General features: G+C 74.0%; 12 protein-coding genes and 1 riboswitch. Of the genes, 5 read left to right on the top strand and 7 right to left on the bottom strand.

Annotation, left to right across the window (positions count from 1 at the left end):
- Positions 1-55: 55 nt before the first annotated feature.
- From CO540_RS16805 to eccB, 3 genes are all read right to left on the bottom strand, one after another.
- Complete coding sequence (locus CO540_RS16805; protein WP_099162783.1) at positions 56-1339, bottom strand: WXG100 family type VII secretion target; 1284 nt, start codon at positions 1337-1339, stop codon at positions 56-58.
- Entirely contained in the window at positions 1332-1703 is a 372-nt protein-coding gene (locus CO540_RS16800; protein ID WP_099162782.1) for a hypothetical protein, read from the bottom strand. Before CO540_RS16800 ends, CO540_RS16805 begins: the two co-directional genes overlap by 8 nt.
- Before the next feature lie 116 nt (positions 1704-1819).
- Positions 1820-3289 (bottom strand): type VII secretion protein EccB, encoded by a 1470-nt coding sequence (eccB, locus tag CO540_RS16795; protein WP_099162781.1) that lies wholly within the window; start codon positions 3287-3289, stop codon positions 1820-1822.
- A 162-nt stretch (positions 3290-3451) separates the two neighbouring features.
- On the opposite strand from eccB, the gene CO540_RS16790 reads away from it, so the two are divergent.
- Positions 3452-4624: a type VII secretion protein EccE gene (locus CO540_RS16790; protein ID WP_099162780.1), complete on the top strand. Its 1173-nt coding sequence runs from the start codon at positions 3452-3454 to the stop codon at positions 4622-4624.
- On the opposite strand, the gene eccD is transcribed toward CO540_RS16790, so the two are convergent.
- Positions 4608-6005, bottom strand: coding sequence for a type VII secretion integral membrane protein EccD (gene eccD / locus CO540_RS16785; protein ID WP_098743903.1), 1398 nt, complete (start codon positions 6003-6005; stop codon positions 4608-4610). The genes CO540_RS16790 and eccD overlap by 17 nt on opposite strands.
- A gap of 170 nt (positions 6006-6175) precedes the next feature.
- On the opposite strand from eccD, the gene eccCa reads away from it, so the two are divergent.
- The 3 genes from eccCa (at position 6176) to CO540_RS16770 (ending at position 10960) form a co-directional block, all read left to right on the top strand.
- Entirely contained in the window at positions 6176-10141 is a 3966-nt protein-coding gene (eccCa, locus tag CO540_RS16780) for a type VII secretion protein EccCa (RefSeq protein WP_099162779.1), read from the top strand.
- Positions 10142-10341: 200 nt separating this feature from the next.
- On the top strand, positions 10342-10650 hold the full coding sequence (locus tag CO540_RS16775; protein WP_091583107.1) for a WXG100 family type VII secretion target: 309 nt from the start codon (positions 10342-10344) through the stop codon (positions 10648-10650).
- 28 nt (positions 10651-10678) lie between these two features.
- Positions 10679-10960, top strand: coding sequence for a WXG100 family type VII secretion target (locus CO540_RS16770; protein ID WP_099162778.1), 282 nt, complete (start codon positions 10679-10681; stop codon positions 10958-10960).
- 110 nt (positions 10961-11070) lie between these two features.
- Here CO540_RS16770 and mycP read toward each other — a convergent pair whose 3' ends face one another.
- Both mycP and CO540_RS16760 read right to left on the bottom strand, forming a co-directional pair.
- The gene (mycP, locus tag CO540_RS16765) at positions 11071-12309 is read right to left on the bottom strand and encodes a type VII secretion-associated serine protease mycosin (RefSeq protein WP_253865987.1); all 1239 of its coding nucleotides are present in this window, start codon (positions 12307-12309) and stop codon (positions 11071-11073) included.
- A 59-nt stretch (positions 12310-12368) separates the two neighbouring features.
- On the bottom strand, positions 12369-12707 hold the full coding sequence (locus CO540_RS16760; RefSeq protein ID WP_099162777.1) for a helix-turn-helix domain-containing protein: 339 nt from the start codon (positions 12705-12707) through the stop codon (positions 12369-12371).
- A gap of 168 nt (positions 12708-12875) precedes the next feature.
- Here CO540_RS16760 and CO540_RS16755 point away from each other — a divergent pair, with 168 nt between their 5' ends.
- The gene (locus CO540_RS16755) at positions 12876-13529 is read left to right on the top strand and encodes a carbonic anhydrase (protein ID WP_099162776.1); all 654 of its coding nucleotides are present in this window, start codon (positions 12876-12878) and stop codon (positions 13527-13529) included.
- A 60-nt stretch (positions 13530-13589) separates the two neighbouring features.
- Here the strand turns inward: CO540_RS16755 and CO540_RS16750 are convergent, their stop codons facing one another.
- On the bottom strand, positions 13590-14615 hold the full coding sequence (locus tag CO540_RS16750) for a hypothetical protein (protein WP_099162775.1): 1026 nt from the start codon (positions 14613-14615) through the stop codon (positions 13590-13592).
- Positions 14616-14619: 4 nt separating this feature from the next.
- A riboswitch (cyclic di-AMP (ydaO/yuaA leader) is annotated at positions 14620-14750 on the bottom strand.
- Positions 14751-14872 lie beyond the last annotated feature (122 nt).

Here is a 14872-nt window from a genome sequence, read left to right as displayed (position 1 = left end):
ACAGCGAACGGCGCGGCTCCCGCCGGGGGAGCCGCGCCGTTCGTCCGTGTCCGGGTCAGATGCCGCCGAGCACCGGCGGCGGGGCCGACCCGCCGTCGCCCCAGACCATCTCGTCCTCGGTGAGCCAGGTCAGCCGGCCCTCCGACTCGTCGTCGTCGGCGCCGCGCCCGCCCAGCACGCCGTTGCGGCCGGCCATGGCGGGCCGTCCGGTGGCGCCGGCGCTGCGGCCGGTGGACCTGCCCTCGCCGTCGACGGTGAGGCCGCGACCGGAGGTGAGCCGCCCGGTGCCGGCGGCCGAGCGGTTCTCCGCGCCGGGCACGCCGCCGAGTCGCCCGGAGGACGCCGCGTTCGTGGGGCCCGTCCCGGCCAACGAGCCGGTGCTCAGCACGCCGGGGCCGCCGTAGAGCGTGCCGCCGCCCCCGCCGGCCGTCATCGTCGGGTTGGCGCTGCCGGGACCGAAGCCCGGGCCGCCACCGATCTGCGGACCGCCGGTGGTGGCGGTGAGCGGGCCGGCGCCGGCCAGCGAGGTGCCGGTCGGGTCGACCGTGCCGCCGGTCGTCACGGAACCCGGCGCGCCCGCGCCGGGGTGGCCGCCGGGGATGCCGTCGCCCGGGCCGCCGTCGCCGGGCGTGCCGCTGGTCGGGGCGGTGTGGTGCACGCCCGAGGTGGTCGCGGTGCCGTTCGCGCCCGGGCCGAAGCTGCCCAGGGTCGGGCCGGCCGACGGCGTCCGCACCGACGGGCCGTTCTGCAGCGTCGGATCGCTGCCGCCCGGATGGCGGAACAAGTCGTCGGGTGGCGGCTCCGGCACCACGATCCGGCCGTACGCCGAGAAGTCGTAGCCCTCGGCCAGCTTCGCCACGACCTGCACCATCCGCTGGTGGGCCTTCTCCTGCTCGGCCTCGTCCTGCTGGTGGCCGACGATGCCGCCGATCAGCGCGCCGGGGGCACCGCCGATCAGGAAACCCTTGCCGGCGCCGGAGAGCAGCTTGTCGTTGTCGTCGGTCTTCTCCGGGCTCTCCGCCTTGGCCTGGGCGGTGCGCAGCTCGACGGCCATCATGTCGAGGCCCTGTCGGACACCCGTCATGCCCTCGGCCAGGTTGCCGGAGTAGCCGACCACCATGTCGAGCCGGCGGTGGAACTCGCGGGCGGCGTCACCGGTCCAGGTCTTCGCCAGCGCGTCCAGGTCGGCGGCGAGGTCGCGACCGAGATCGTCGAGGGTGCCCTTGAGCGACGTCCACTGGGCGCTGAGGCCCTCGATCTGCAACGGGTCGCCGGCGTTGACGCCCTGGTAGAGCTCCTCGTGGCTGACGTGCTCGTAACGCTGGGTGTATTCAGACACGCGGATCCTCCTTCGGCTGCTTCATCGCCTCGTTGAGCCCGGAGAGGGCGGCGGCGACGTCGGCCGCGACGGCGGCGTTGCGGGCCTCGGCGGTCTTGTAGTTCGTCATGATCGTGTGGGTCGCCTCGCGGGCGGCCAGGATCGCCCGGCGCAGTCGATCGACGTGGTTGACGTAGCTCTGGTGCGTCTCGGAGTAGCGACGGGAGTTGTCGGTCGCGTCGGCGAACGTGCCGAGTGCCGGCGGGCGGCACTGCATCTCGGTGTTGAGCTTGCGCAACACCGACTCCGCCTCGTGCAGACGTCGCTCGAGCCGCTGGTGAAAGTCCTCCAAGGACAGTACGTCGACTGTCGTGCGCCCCGTCATGGCTGCATCCCCGTAGTCATCGTCCGGAACCGTTGGCCATGCTCAGGTTAGTCGAACCGGACCAACCCGGGCGACCCGTCGTCGCTCTCCTCCACTTCGGACCTGTCGCCCCTCGCTCAACCGCCCTGGACCTGGGCCGCCCCGCCGCCCGTCGAGGGGGTCGCGCCGGCCGTCGGGGTGTCCGCCGCATCGAAGTACGCCAACGCGTCCTGCCGGGCCAGCGTCGGGCCGGTCGGCACCAGCGCCAGCAGCGAGGCGGGCACCGCCAGCGGGGTCACGTCGCCGTAGCCGAGCGCGCTCCTCGCGTCGCCCCCAGCGGCGCCGAGCGGGTAGCGGATCCCCTGCGCGGTGATCAGGTAGATCGTCGAGCCGGCCGCCGGCTTGCCGCTCTCGCCGGCCGTCGCCTGCACGAGCACGCCCTTTCCGCCGGGCAGCAGCACGCTCTCGGCGGTGCGGACGGCGTCCCGGGCGCCCTGCCGTGCCGGCATCGCGGTCGTCCCGGCCAGCTCGGCCGGCGGCGAGTCGAAGACCTCCAGCGTGGTGGTCGGAGGCTGACCGGCCGGCCCCGAGCGGTAGGTGGCGCAGAGCACCGTGCGCCCGGGGCGGACGTCGTGCAGCGTCGGCGTCCGGGCCGGCAGCCCGTCGGCGTCCAGCCGCTGGTCGGTGAGGAGCCGGCCCGCCTCGTCCGCCGTGATCTCGGTCACCGTGCCCCCGCCGCCGAGCAGCAGGCGGGCGGTGACCTCCCGGATCGTGGCCAGACCCTGCCGGGTCAGCACGTAGTACTGGCCGGCGGCCTGGTAGACCTGACCGATCCGGGCCGGCCGGTCGGCGACGGTCAGCCCGCTCGGCCCGCCGTCCCCGTCGATCGCGGGCTTGCGCAGCGCCGGGCCCACCGGCACCGCGTTGAGCAACTGCTGCCCGACGGTGAGGTTGGTGGCACCCGCCATCTGCAACGCCACCAGCGCCTGCTCGTCACCGACCACGCGCAGGCGGGCGCCACCGGTGAGCAGGTAGCGCGCGTCGCTGGTGCGGACCAGGACGGCCCGGTCGGTGAGCGGGGTGCCGCCGGGCAGTGGGCGGTCGACCACCAGGCGGGTGGTGGAGCGCTGCGGGTCGTTCGGGTCGGGCACGTCGCAGACCGACCACGGCAGCCCGACCAGGGACTTGCGGTCCGGCAGGTCGTCCGGCGCGCCCACGATGCCCACCATCCGGCCACGCGGCCGGTCCTTGATGGAGGCCTGCGACATGGTGCGGACCGTCGCCGACGCGTCGTTCACGATCAGCCGGGCCGAGGCGTAGTTGAGCGTCGGGTGCAGCACCTGGTCTTCGCCGAAGTAGTAGGTGGCGCCGGTCTCCCGCTCGATCACCACGGTGTTCGCCTCGAGCGGCGCGGAGTTGCTGGTGAGCTGCCCGTACGCGCCCACGCCGCCGAGCACCACGGCCGCGGCGACGACGCTGCCGAACACCGCCATGCCGAGGCGGCGCATCGGCAGGTCGTTGGTCTCCGGGTCGCCGGAGAGCAGCGCGGAGACGATGCGGCGGGTGACGAAGCGGTACGCCTGCACCTGATCGCGGCGGGTCCGCATGACTAACCTCCGGCGGGGGTGGGTCCGCGGCGATCAGGTCCGAACAGCGCCGCGGGCTTCCCTACGATAAGGGGCCGTCGGGGGTCTGCCGGGACCCCGTCCGCCACCCGACGACGCACCCCGCCGGCGGATGCCCAGGATGTCCAGAAGGGACGCTCACCGATGACGCAGCTCCAGGCGCCACCCGGTCGTACGGCCACCGCCCCCGCCGTGCCGGCGGACCGGCCGGTCACCCCGGCGGACCGGCGCCGGCGCGGCCGACTCGGTCCGGTCGTCGTCGGCCAGCTCGTGGTGGTGGAGTGCGCGGCGCTCGCGGTCTGGTTCGCCACCGCCGGCCCGACCTGGCTGCTCGCCGTGGTCGCCGGGCTGGCGCTGCTGGCCGTGGTGGCCGCGTTCGCCCGCCGGGGCGGCCGCTGGTGGTACGAGGACCTGATGCTCCGCCGCCGGCTGCGTCGACGTCGGGACCGGTCCCGGGGCGCGGTGCCCGGCGGTGACCCGCGGCTGGCCGCGCTCGCCCCCGAGCTGACCGTGGTGGAGCTGACCGAACGCGGCACCCGTCTCGGCATCGGGCAGGACGACCGGGGCTGGTTCGCCGCCCTGGCGCTGACCGGCCGACCCGGCGCGCCCGCCGGGTCGATCGAGGCGTCGACGGTGGACCGGGCGCTCGCCGTGCTGGCCGACTTCACCGGCCCGGTCACCCAGACCCAGGTGGTCTCGCACACCCTGGTCTGGTACCCGGCTCCCGGCGCGCCGCCCGCGGCGCACCGCACCGTGTGGGTGGCACTGCGACTGTCGGTGGGGGACGCGCGCGCCGAGACGGTGAGCCGTGGCGGCGGCCTGCGCGGCGTGCACCGCACGGTCGCGGCCGGGGTGGGCCGGCTCGGCAAGGCGCTCACCGCCGCCGGCCTCGGCCACCGGGTGCTCGGCCGGGACGAGCTGCACGCGGCGGTGGTCTCCGGGGCCGGCCTCGACCTGGCGCCGGAGTCCCCGGTCGAGACCTGGACCAGCCTGCGCGGGGGCGGCTGGACCCAGCGCTGCCTGGCCCTGCGGGTCCGCCCCACCGGCTCGCTGGGCGCGTTGGTGGACGCGGTCACCTCGACCTCCGCGCCCTCGCACACCGTCGCGGCCGTGGTGCTCCCCGGCGGCCGGCGGGTCCCGCCGCTGCTGCGCGTGGCGGCCATGGACGGGCACGCCGAGGCGCTGGTGAAGGTCGTGCGGGACATGGCCCGGCGGGCCGGTGTGCCGGCCCGCCCGCTGGACGGCCAGCACGGCCCCGGCGTCTACGCCACCGCGCCGGTCGGCACCGCGATGGGCACCGTCACGGTCGAAGGTTGACGATCCAGCCGTACATGCCGCAGACCCAGACGGCCAGCGGCACCAGCGCGACGATCAGCAGGATCTCGACGATGTCGAGGGTGCGGCCCCAGACCGGGGAGATCCGCTTGCCGGCCACGGTGAGGCCGTAGACCAGGCTGATCACGGCAACCACGGTCAGGCCGCCCAGGACCAGCCCGAGCCGGACCGGCGTCGAGCCGGCCGCGAAGACCGCCAGGGCGGTGAGGCCGAGGCCGACGGTGCCGGCGAGCAGCACCGGGGTGCGCTGGCCCCGGCCGAGGAACGGGCGCGCCCGCAGCAGTGACAGCAGGGCCAGCACCAGGCAGAGCAGGACGGCCGGGAGCCGGCCGTCGAGCGCGAGCACCACCTCGCCGCCGAGCACCAGCAGCGAGACGGTCCAGAGCAGGCCGGTGAGGAATCCGTCGGCGCGCTCGCTGTCGCGCAGCACCGACGGCCCGTCCACCGACTCGGTGTCGGTCTTCAGGTCCTCCGGGCCGGTCGGGATCGACGGCACCGGCAGTCGGGCCAGTCGGTAGGCGAGCATCGGCAGCGCGGGCAGCGCGCCGAAGGCCACCGTCGCCACCACCGCCGCCGAGGCCGCCGCGCCGATGCCGAAGGCCAGGCTGAGCACCGCGCCGAGACCGACGGCCGCGCCCACGCCCACCGCGCCGAGGAACAGCGGCAGCCGGTCGCCGACGGCGAGCGCGGCCACCGCGCCGAAGACCACCACCGCGGTGGCGGCGAGCAGCACGTGCGGGCCGGCCAGGTCGTCGAGCGGCCGGTCCCCGGCGAGCACGAGCAGGCCGCCGACCGCCGCGTAGCCGACGCCGACCAGGGCCAGCACCGCACCGGTACGGCTGTCGCCGGCCGCCCGGGACAGCACGGCGGCGCCGACGAGCAGGGCGACCGCGACCACCAGGGCGGCCAGCGCGCCGGGGAGTTGCGGCGGCCCGGTGAACAGCGCCGCGACCGCGCCCGCGGCCAGCGTCGACCCGGCGAGGAGGACGGCGAACGAGCGCGTGGTGCCCACCTGCCAGGCGCCGGCCCGCTGGGTGGTGGAGGTGGCGACCGCGTCCACCACGTCGTCGAAGACGATCTCGGGTGCGGTGGCGGCCCGGGGGTTGAAGTAGAGCACCTCACCGTCGCGGACGCCGAGCTGCGCGGCGGTGCGGCCACCGTCGAGCGGCTGCCCGCCCAGCCGGGACAGGCTCCAACCGCCGTGCCGCACACCCTCGTCGGCGAGGTCCTCGCCGGCGTAGCGCAGCAGCGTGGGCAGCAGGTCGGCCAGCGGCACGTCGGACGGCAGCGCCAGATCCATCCTGGTGCGCGGCGCCACGATGGTGATCCGGCTCAGCCCGCCGGTCGCCGCCTTCGTCGCCACTGTGGCCTCCTCGTGCTCGCCCTACGATCCACCCGGCCGTCGGCGTCGCCCCCACGGGTCCACGACGCCTCCGGGAGATTACCTACGATGGCGGTCGCACAGGTTGCCCACCCGACGCTCACCGGCGGTGGCAGACCACGATCACTGCCACTTCTGGGGAGGGGAGAGCCGTGAGTACGGTGGTGTTCCGCCGACTTCCGCGTCAACCGGGACCCGCGCTGCCGCGCGGCGAGGTCCTGCTGGAGTCCCCGCCCGAGCTGCCGGAGCCGCAGGCCAAGGGCATGGGGCAGGTGTTGATGATCCTGCCGATGCTCTGCGGCGTCGGCGCGATGGCCTTCCTCTACGCCGGCCGTGGCGGCGGCATGATGACGTACGTCGCCGGTGGCCTGTTCGGGGTGTCCATGTTGGGCATGGCGATCGGCACGCTCGGCAACGGCGGCAACGACAAGGCGGAGCTGAACGCCCAGCGGCGCGACTACATGCGCTACCTGGCGCAGATGCGCAAGCGCACCCGGCGGGCGGCCGAGCAGCAGCGCGCCGCGATGACCTGGCGGCACCCGGAGCCCGACGCGCTCTGGTCGATCGCCGCTTCGCGCCGGCTGTGGGAGCGGCGGATCACCGAGGACGACTTCGGCGAGGTGCGGATCGCGCTCGGCCCGCAACGGCTGGCGGTGGAGATCGTGCCGCCGGAGACCAAGCCGGTGGAGGACCTGGAGCCGATGAGCGCGATCGCGCTGCGCCGGTTCGTCCGGGCCCACTCCAGCGTGCCCGACCTGCCCACCGCCCTGTCGCTGCGCGCGTTCAGCCGGATCGCGTTGCGCGGCGACCGCGAGCCGGTGCTCGACCTGGCCCGGGCGGCGCTGGGTCAGCTGGTCACCTTCCACGCCCCGGAGGACCTGCTGGTCGTCGTGGTGGCCGCACCGGACCGGCAGCCGGTCTGGGACTGGGCGAAGTGGCTGCCGCACGCCCAGCACCCGGGGCGTACGGACGCGGCGGGCGCGCGCCGGATGGTCTTCGCCAGCCTGGCCGAGGCGGAGTCGGCGCTCGCCAACGAGCTGGGCGGCCGACCCCGGTTCGCCCCGGAGGCGAAGCCGCTCACCACCGCGCCGCACGTGGTGGTGGTGCTCGACGGCGGCGAGGTCTCGGCGACCTGCGCGCTGACCGGCGCGGGGCTGCTCGGCACGACCGTGTTCGACCTGTCCGGCGCGGTCCCCCGGGACGCCGGCCGGTGGCTGCTCTGCCTGGACGCCGGCGACGGCAGCGGGCTCGACCTGGTGCGCGGCCCCACCTCCTCCCGGCTCGGCCGGCCGGACCGGCTGTCGCTGGCGGCGGCGGAGGGGCTGGCCCGGCAGATCGCCCCGTTCCGGCTGTCCCAGCAGCAGGGCGCCAGCACCGAGGAGCCGCTGGCCCGCAGCATGGAGCTGCCGGACCTGCTCGGCGTCGGCGACGCCGCCACCGTGGACACCCGGCAGACCTGGCGCCCGCGCGGCCACCGGGACCGGCTGCGCATCCCGCTCGGCCTGGGGCCGGACGGCAACGTGGTCGAGCTGGACTTCAAGGAGTCCGCGCACGAGGGCATGGGCCCGCACGGCCTGGTCATCGGCGCGACCGGTTCCGGCAAGAGCGAACTGCTGCGTACGGTGGTCGCGGCGCTGGCCGTGACGCACTCGTCGGAGGAGCTCAACTTCGTCCTGGTCGACTTCAAGGGTGGCGCCACGTTCGCGTCGCTGGACGCGTTGCCGCACACCAGCGCCGTGATCACCAACCTCTCCGACGAGCTGCCGCTGGTCGACCGCATGCGGGACGCGCTGGCCGGCGAGATGAACCGCCGCCAGGAGGTGCTGCGGGCGTCGGGCAACTACGTGTCCCGCTACGACTACGAGAAGGCGCGCGCGGCCGGTGAGCCGCTGGAGCCGATGCCCAGCCTGCTCATCATCTGCGACGAGTTCTCCGAGCTGCTGGCCGCCAAGCCGGACTTCATCGACCTGTTCGTGATGATCGGCCGGCTGGGCCGGTCGCTCGGCGTGCACCTGCTGCTCGCCTCGCAGCGACTGGAGGAGGGCAAGCTGCGCGGTCTGGACACGCACCTGTCGTACCGGATCGGTCTGCGGACCTTCTCGGCGGTGGAGAGCCGGATCGTGCTCGGTGTGCCGGACGCCTACGAGCTGCCGAGCGCGCCGGGCCACGGCTACCTGAAGACCGACACGGCCACCATGCTGCGGTTCCGTGCCGCCTACGTCTCCGGCCCCTACCGGGCGCCGGGGCAGACGCAGCGCTCCAGCCGGGCGCAGGTGCAGCGCCGGATCGTCCCGTACGGCATCGACTACGTGCCGGTGCCGAAGCTGCCGACCCCGGCGGAGACCGCGCCCGAGCCGGAGCAGACCGGTGACGGCAAGGCGGTGGCCATGCTGGACGTCCTGATCGACCAGCTCAAGGGCCGGGGCCGGCCGGCGCACCAGGTCTGGCTGCCGCCGCTGGCGGAGCCGTCCGGGCTGGCCGAGCTGCTGCCCAAGCTGAGCGTGCACCCGACGTTCGGCCTGACCACCGCGGACTGGCCGGGCCGGGGCCGGCTCGCGGTGCCGGTCGGCATCGTCGACCGGCCGTACGAGCAGCGTCGGGACCCGATGATGGTCGACCTCTCCGGCGCCGGTGGCAACGTGGTGATCGTCGGCGCCTCGCTGAGCGGCAAGAGCACCATGCTGCGCTCGATGCTGGCCTCCCTCGCGCTCACCCACACGCCGCGTGAGGTGCAGTTCTTCTGCCTCGACTTCGGCGGCGGCGCGCTGCGCAGCCTGGACGGGCTGCCGCACACCTCCGGCGTGGCCGGTCGGCGCGACACCGAGGCGGTCCGGCGGACCGTCGCCGAGGTGGTCGCCGTGATCGACGAGCGGGAGAACCGGTTCACCCAGCACGGCATCGACTCGGTGGCGAGCTACCGCCGGCGGCGGGCCGCCGGGGAGTTCGCCGACGACCCGTTCGGGGACGTCTTCCTCGTGGTGGACGGCTGGAACACGCTGCGCCAGGAGTACGAGGAGCTGGAGCAGACCATCACCAACCTGGCCAACCGGGGGCTGGGCTTCGGCGTGCACGTGGTGATCACGGCCGTGCGCTGGGCGGAGATCCGGATCAACATGCGGGACCTGCTCGGCACCAAGCTGGAGCTGCGGCTCGGTGACCCGTCCGAGTCGGAGATCGACCGGCGGGCCGCGCAGAACGTGCCGGTCGGTTCGCCGGGTCGGGGCCTGACCCGGGACAAGCTGCACTTCCTCACCGCGGTCTCGCGGATCGACGGCAAGCGCGACATCGAGGACCTGACCGAGGCGTCGGTCGCGCTGGCCGGCCACGTGGCGGCGAACTGGCCGGGCCGGCCCGCGCCGAAGGTGCGGCTGTTGCCGCGCAAGCTGGCGCTGACCGACCTGGCCCAGGTGGTCGACCGGTCCGCCCCGGGCATCCCGATCGGGGTCAACGAGTCGGCGCTCGCCCCGGTCTACCTGGACCTGGCGAGCGAGCCGCACCTGACCGTCTTCGGTGACGCCGAGTGCGGCAAGACCAACCTGCTGCGGCTGATCGCCCGGGGGATCGCCGAGCGCTACACGCCGGCCCAGGCGCGGCTGGTCATCGCCGACTACCGGCGCGGCCTGCTGGGGGCGGTCGAGGGCGACCACCTGCTCGACTACGCGCCGTCCAACCAGGTGTTCAGCCAGGGCCTCGGCTCCATCCGCAGCGCGTTGCAGAACCGGCTGCCCGGCCCGGACGTGACCACCGCGCAGCTGCGCGACCGCAGCTGGTGGAAGGGGCCGGAGCTCTACATCCTGGTGGACGACTACGACCTGGTCGCCTCCGGCGGCAACAACCCGCTCAGCGCGCTGCACGAGCTGCTGCCGCAGGCGCGGGACATCGGCCTGCACCTGATCATCACGCGGCGGGTGGGCGGCGTGGCCCGGGCCCTCTACGAGCCGGTGCTGCAACGCCTGCGCGAACTGGACTCGCCGGGCCTGCTGATGTCGGGCAGCCGGGAGGAGGGTGCGGTGTTCGGCAACCTGCGGCCGACCCCGCAGCCGCCGGGCCGGGGCACCCTGGTCCGCCGCCGCGACGGCCAGCAGCTGATCCAGACCGCCTGGACGGAGCCGGCCTGACCGGGCACCGTCCAACTCGTACGGTCCACGCCGGATCGCGGTGTCCTGTCGGAATTCGACGATGGGAAGGGAGGGCTGCGCGGGTTGGACGTCGTCCGCTACGGTTCGGATGAAGTGTCCGTCGGTGGGGTGTGTTCGCCTTGCCGCGGGGGAGGGGCGCGGCGGAACCGCCGCCACTAGATGACGGAAGGGTGTGAAGCATGGCGTTCGAGGTCAGTGCAGCGACTCTGCACACCGCCGCGAGTGACGTGCGGTCCACGCGCAGCGACGTCGACGGCGAGCTCAAGAAGCTGTGGAACGTGGTCGACGACCTGGCCATGGCCTGGAAGGGCCAGGCCTCCACGGGCTTCCAGGGCCTGATGAACCGCTGGACCGAGGACACGGCGAAGCTGCTCACGGCGATGGACAACATCGCGGACCTGCTCGACAAGTCCGGCACCACGCACCAGGTCAACGACGAAGAGCAGCAGCAGATGCTGGACAAGTTCCACGCTGCGCTCAACCCGTGATCCGCGAAGACAGGCAGAGGAGGAATCGATGAGCATCAAGGTTGACTATGCTGTCCTCGAGAGCAGCAACCAGCAGATGCAGGCCATCTCGCGGACCATCGACGAGAAGCTGGACACGCTGCGGTCGATGCTGAGCAAGCTCGAGTGGGAGGGCCAGGACCGGGTCGCCTACGAGCAGCACCAGGCCCAGTGGGACGCGGCCGTGCGGGACATCAACAAGGTCCTCAACGAGATCGGCGGCGCGGTGGGCATCGCGCGCGAGAACTACATGACCACGGAGATGAGCAACTCCAAGGTCTGGGGCAACTGACCCGACCGGTCAACGACGGCTCCGCTCCGGCTCGCGCCGGGCGGAGCCGCTGCGTTTTCCCGTGCGGTGGGGAGGCGGCGCCCTCCCGGGAGGTGGGTGACGGGGCCGGGTCAGGCGCCACGGGGGAGGTCGCGACGGCCGGGGCGCCAGCCGCGTCGCCGCCCGCGTACCAGGATCGGGCGCAGCGTGAGCAGGACGCCGGCCAGCAGCCCGCCGACGACGGCGACCCAGATCGCGACCGTGCGCTGCCAGGCCAGTGGGTCGGCGGCCGGCGCCGGCGGCGGCATCGCGCCCAGTGGGGGGTCGTCGCGGGTGCCCAGCAGGTTCGTCACCGCCCGGTAGGGATTGACCATCCCGTAGCCCACCTCGGTGTTGTGCCCGTCGGGCGGGTTGTCCGCCGTGCGGGTCAACCGGTAGGCCACCTCCTCGGGGCTGATCTCGGGGTGCGCGGCCCGCACCAGCGCGGCCACCCCCGAGACGTACGCGGTGGCGAAGCTCGTCCCGCCCTGCGGCTCGGCGCGGTAGCCGGCACCCTGCGGGGCGGGGCCGACGATGTTCAGGCCCGGGCCGGCGATGTCCACGTAGTCCGCGCTGACCGAGCTGCCCACGTGGCCGCCCTGCTCGTCGATGCCGGCGACGGCGATGACCCCCGGGTACGCCGCGGGATAGGCCGGCCGGTCCTCCCGGTTCTCCTGCCGGTTGCCGGCGGAGGCCACCACGATCACGCCCTTGCCCAGGGCGTAGGTGACGGCCGACCGGAGGGCCGGGTCGTCGAGCGTGACCAGGGACAGATTGATCACGTCGGCGTCGTGGTCGACCGCCCAGCGGATCGCCCGGCCGATCTCGCCCGGCACGTCCGGGTCGAAGTTCTCCTTGTTCTCGGCCAGCACGCGCAGTGGCAGGATGCGGGCCTCGGGCGCGATGCCGGTGTACGGCGAGCCGGTGCCCTCCCGGCCGGCGATGATGCCCGCCACCATGGTGCCGTGACCGACCAGGTCGCACTGCCCGCGCAGGTGGACCAACTGGTTGAAGTCCTCGCCCGGCAGCACCCGGCCGCGCAGCAACGGGTGGCTCGGCGAGACGCCGGAGTCGACCACCGCGACCGTGACGCCCTGCCCCTTGCCGACCCGCCAGGCGGCGGCCGGGTCGAGCCGGCTCAGCGCCCAGGGCATCTCGGTGGGGGCCGGGCCGCCGGTGGGCCCGCACGCGGGCGCCGCGACCGCCGGCGTCGGCACCGCCAGCGCGCCGCCGACCAGGGCGGCGACCGCCGCTCCGGACAGGACGGACCTGATCCGGTGTCCGGCACGGACGCGCCCCGTCGTCCCGTTCGCCAGCAAGCTGTCGCGCACGCGGTGAGATTACCGTCGCGGCCGTGTGCGCGTGGGAACGGGCGGTCGCGCGAGGACGGTCAGTGTTCGGCGGTGTCGCCGGTCGGCTCGGCGCCGAACAGGTCGAGCAGCGCACCGACCTGCTGGTCGGCCTCCGCCGGGTGCCGGAAGCGCCCGTTCGGGTTGACCGTGTATTCGTTGCGCCGGCCCACCCGGGTGCGGCGGAGGTAACCACCGGCCTCCAGGTCGGCGACGATGGCCTGGGCCGCCCGCTCGGTGACACCCACCTCGTCGGCCACGTCCCGCAGGCGCGCGGTGGGGTTGCGCGCGATGGCCAGCAGGACGTGCCCGTGATTGGTGAGGAAGGTCCAGTTCTTGCGGCTCCCGTCCTCGGCCGGTGTGGTCGCCATGGTGGTCATCGTATGGCTCCTTCCGTCGTCGCCCCGACCCGGCACGGTCGACGAGGGTGACGTATGAAATGCGTATCACGAAATCTTGACGTGCCATGGGTCGCGTGTGACGGTGGGTCGCGGGGCCGACACCGCCGCCGGCCGGCCTGACGGCTCCGCGAGGACGAGGTGAGCAGCATGATCCCGACCACCCCCGACGAGGCACTCGCCGAACTGCGTGCCGGTAACCACCGGTTCGTCACCGGTGTGCCGCAGCACCCGAACCAGGACGCCGGGCACCGGGCGGCGGTGGCCGACGGTCAGCACCCGTTCGCGGTGATCGTCGGGTGCTCCGACTCGCGACTCGCCGCCGAGATCATCTTCGACCGCGGCCTCGGTGACCTCTTCGTGGTGCGCACCGCCGGCCACACCGCCGGCCCGGAGGTGCTGGGCAGCGTGGAGTACGCGGTCACCGTGCTCGGCACGCCGCTCGTGGTGGTGCTCGGCCACGACTCGTGCGGCGCGGTCCAGGCGGCCCGCGAGGCGGTCCGCACCGGCTCCGCCCCGGCCGGACACCTGGGCGCGGTGGTGGACGCCGTCTCACCCAGCCTGCTCCGGGCCGGTCGCCAGGGCGTCGAGGATCTCGACGGCATCATCGACGTGCACATCGCCCAGACGGTGGAGACCCTGCTGGCCCGCTCCTCGGTGCTCGCCGCGAAGGTGGCCGGCGGGGCCTGCGCGGTGGTCGGCATGTCGTACCGGCTCAGTGGCGGCGAGGTCCGGACGGTGGCGCAGTCGCCGGCCCCGCTGCCGTCACCGGCCGCGTCGGCGGACGCGGCGCTCGCCGGCTGACCGGGAAACGGATACGCGAAAGGGGCCGCCCACGGGCGGCCCCTTTGTCGTACGCGCGCGTCAGAGCAGCGACATGTGCACGTGGTCGGTGTGGTTGGAGGGCCCGCTGTAGGAACTCCAGCCGGTCGCCGGGAACCAGATCTGCCGGTTCCAGATCACGTAGTAGATGCCCAGCCGGTCGGCGTTGCGGATGAGGAAGGCGGCCACCTCGTTGCCGTACCGGCGGGTGTCGTTGTTGTGCCACGGTGCGAAGCCGCTGTTCTGCAACGACCAGTCGCACGCCTTGCCCTTGGGGTGCTCCCACGGCCCGCCGGGGCGGTAGCAGCCCACGAAGCGGTTGAACCCGGCGCGCTTGACCTCCTTGTACGCGTGCAGGGTGCGCGGCGTGACGCAGCCCGAGGTGGTCGGGTCGTTCTCACTGCACGACTCGGACTTCCACCCGCCGTCGGCGGTGCGGCCGGGGCCGATCTTGGCAACCGGCGAGGTGGCCGAGACCAGGCCACCGGTGAAGTCCAGCCCGCCGACCAGCTTCAGCGCCTTCTGCGCCTCGACCTTCTCGCGGGCCATCGCGTTCGCCTGCTTCTCCTGCTCCCGCACCTCGGCGTCGAGCGCGATCTTGGCCCGCTCGGCGCGGCCCTTCACCTCGTTGATGGCGGCGAGTCGCTGCGCGTTGAACAGGTTCAGCTCGTCGAGGGCGCTGGCCCGCTGGACGAACGAGTCGGGGGAGTCGCTCTCCAGCAGCATCGCCATGGCGCCGACGCGACCGGTCCGGTAGGACTGTGCCGCGATCTCGCTCACCTGCGGGCTGAGCGCGTCGAGCTGGTTCTGCGCCGCCTTCACCTCCAGCGCGAGCTGGAGCTGCCGCTTGCGGGACGTGTCCAACTTCGACTTGGCCTGGAGGTAGGCGCGGTTGGCGGCGGTGACGGCCTCGCTGATCAGCGGTGGGTCGTCGTCCTCCGAGTGGCCCGAGGGGTTCGGGGCGGCGGTGCCGGGGGCCGCCGAGGCCGGCGTCGGCCCGGCCAGCACGGCAAGAGCGGCGAGCACGGCCACCACGGGTGTCAGCCAGCGGCGCAGGGGTGCCGTCACAGTGTTCCCTTCCGTCGACCGCCGACCGGGTTAGCTGACGGGTTCGGGACGGAAGCGGCCCCTTCCGCTGGCGCGGATTCACCCCATGTACCTGGTTCCCCGGCTCGCCCGGAGGCGATTGGGCGGCGGCACCGCAGGCGCCGGTGCGCGCCTTCGGCGGTGACCGGCAGCGAGGTTACCCGAGACCACTCCCGGGGATCTACGTCCGGAAGCCGACCAATCGCGAGAATTCGCCACCGCCCAGCGTGACCAGCATC

The organism is Micromonospora sp. WMMA2032 (assembly GCF_002688545.1).
GTDB classification, from domain to species: Bacteria; Actinomycetota; Actinomycetes; order Mycobacteriales; family Micromonosporaceae; genus Micromonospora; species Micromonospora sediminicola.
Note: the sequence above shows the minus strand (reverse complement) of the source record. Positions and strands in the feature narration are given on the sequence as shown.

Excerpts from the sequence above, each read along its gene's own strand:
- eccB (WP_099162781.1), bottom strand. The coding sequence starts at position 3,289 with ATGCGGACCCGCCGCGATCAGGTGCAGGCGTACCGCTTCGTCACCCGC.
- CO540_RS16770 (WP_099162778.1), top strand. The coding sequence starts at position 10,679 with ATGAGCATCAAGGTTGACTATGCTGTCCTCGAGAGCAGCAACCAGCAG.
- CO540_RS16775 (WP_091583107.1), top strand. The coding sequence starts at position 10,342 with ATGGCGTTCGAGGTCAGTGCAGCGACTCTGCACACCGCCGCGAGTGAC.
- CO540_RS16755 (WP_099162776.1), top strand. The coding sequence starts at position 12,876 with ATGATCCCGACCACCCCCGACGAGGCACTCGCCGAACTGCGTGCCGGT.
- CO540_RS16760 (WP_099162777.1), bottom strand. The coding sequence starts at position 12,707 with ATGACCACCATGGCGACCACACCGGCCGAGGACGGGAGCCGCAAGAAC.
- CO540_RS16790 (WP_099162780.1), top strand. The coding sequence starts at position 3,452 with ATGACGCAGCTCCAGGCGCCACCCGGTCGTACGGCCACCGCCCCCGCC.
- CO540_RS16800 (WP_099162782.1), bottom strand. The coding sequence starts at position 1,703 with ATGACGGGGCGCACGACAGTCGACGTACTGTCCTTGGAGGACTTTCAC.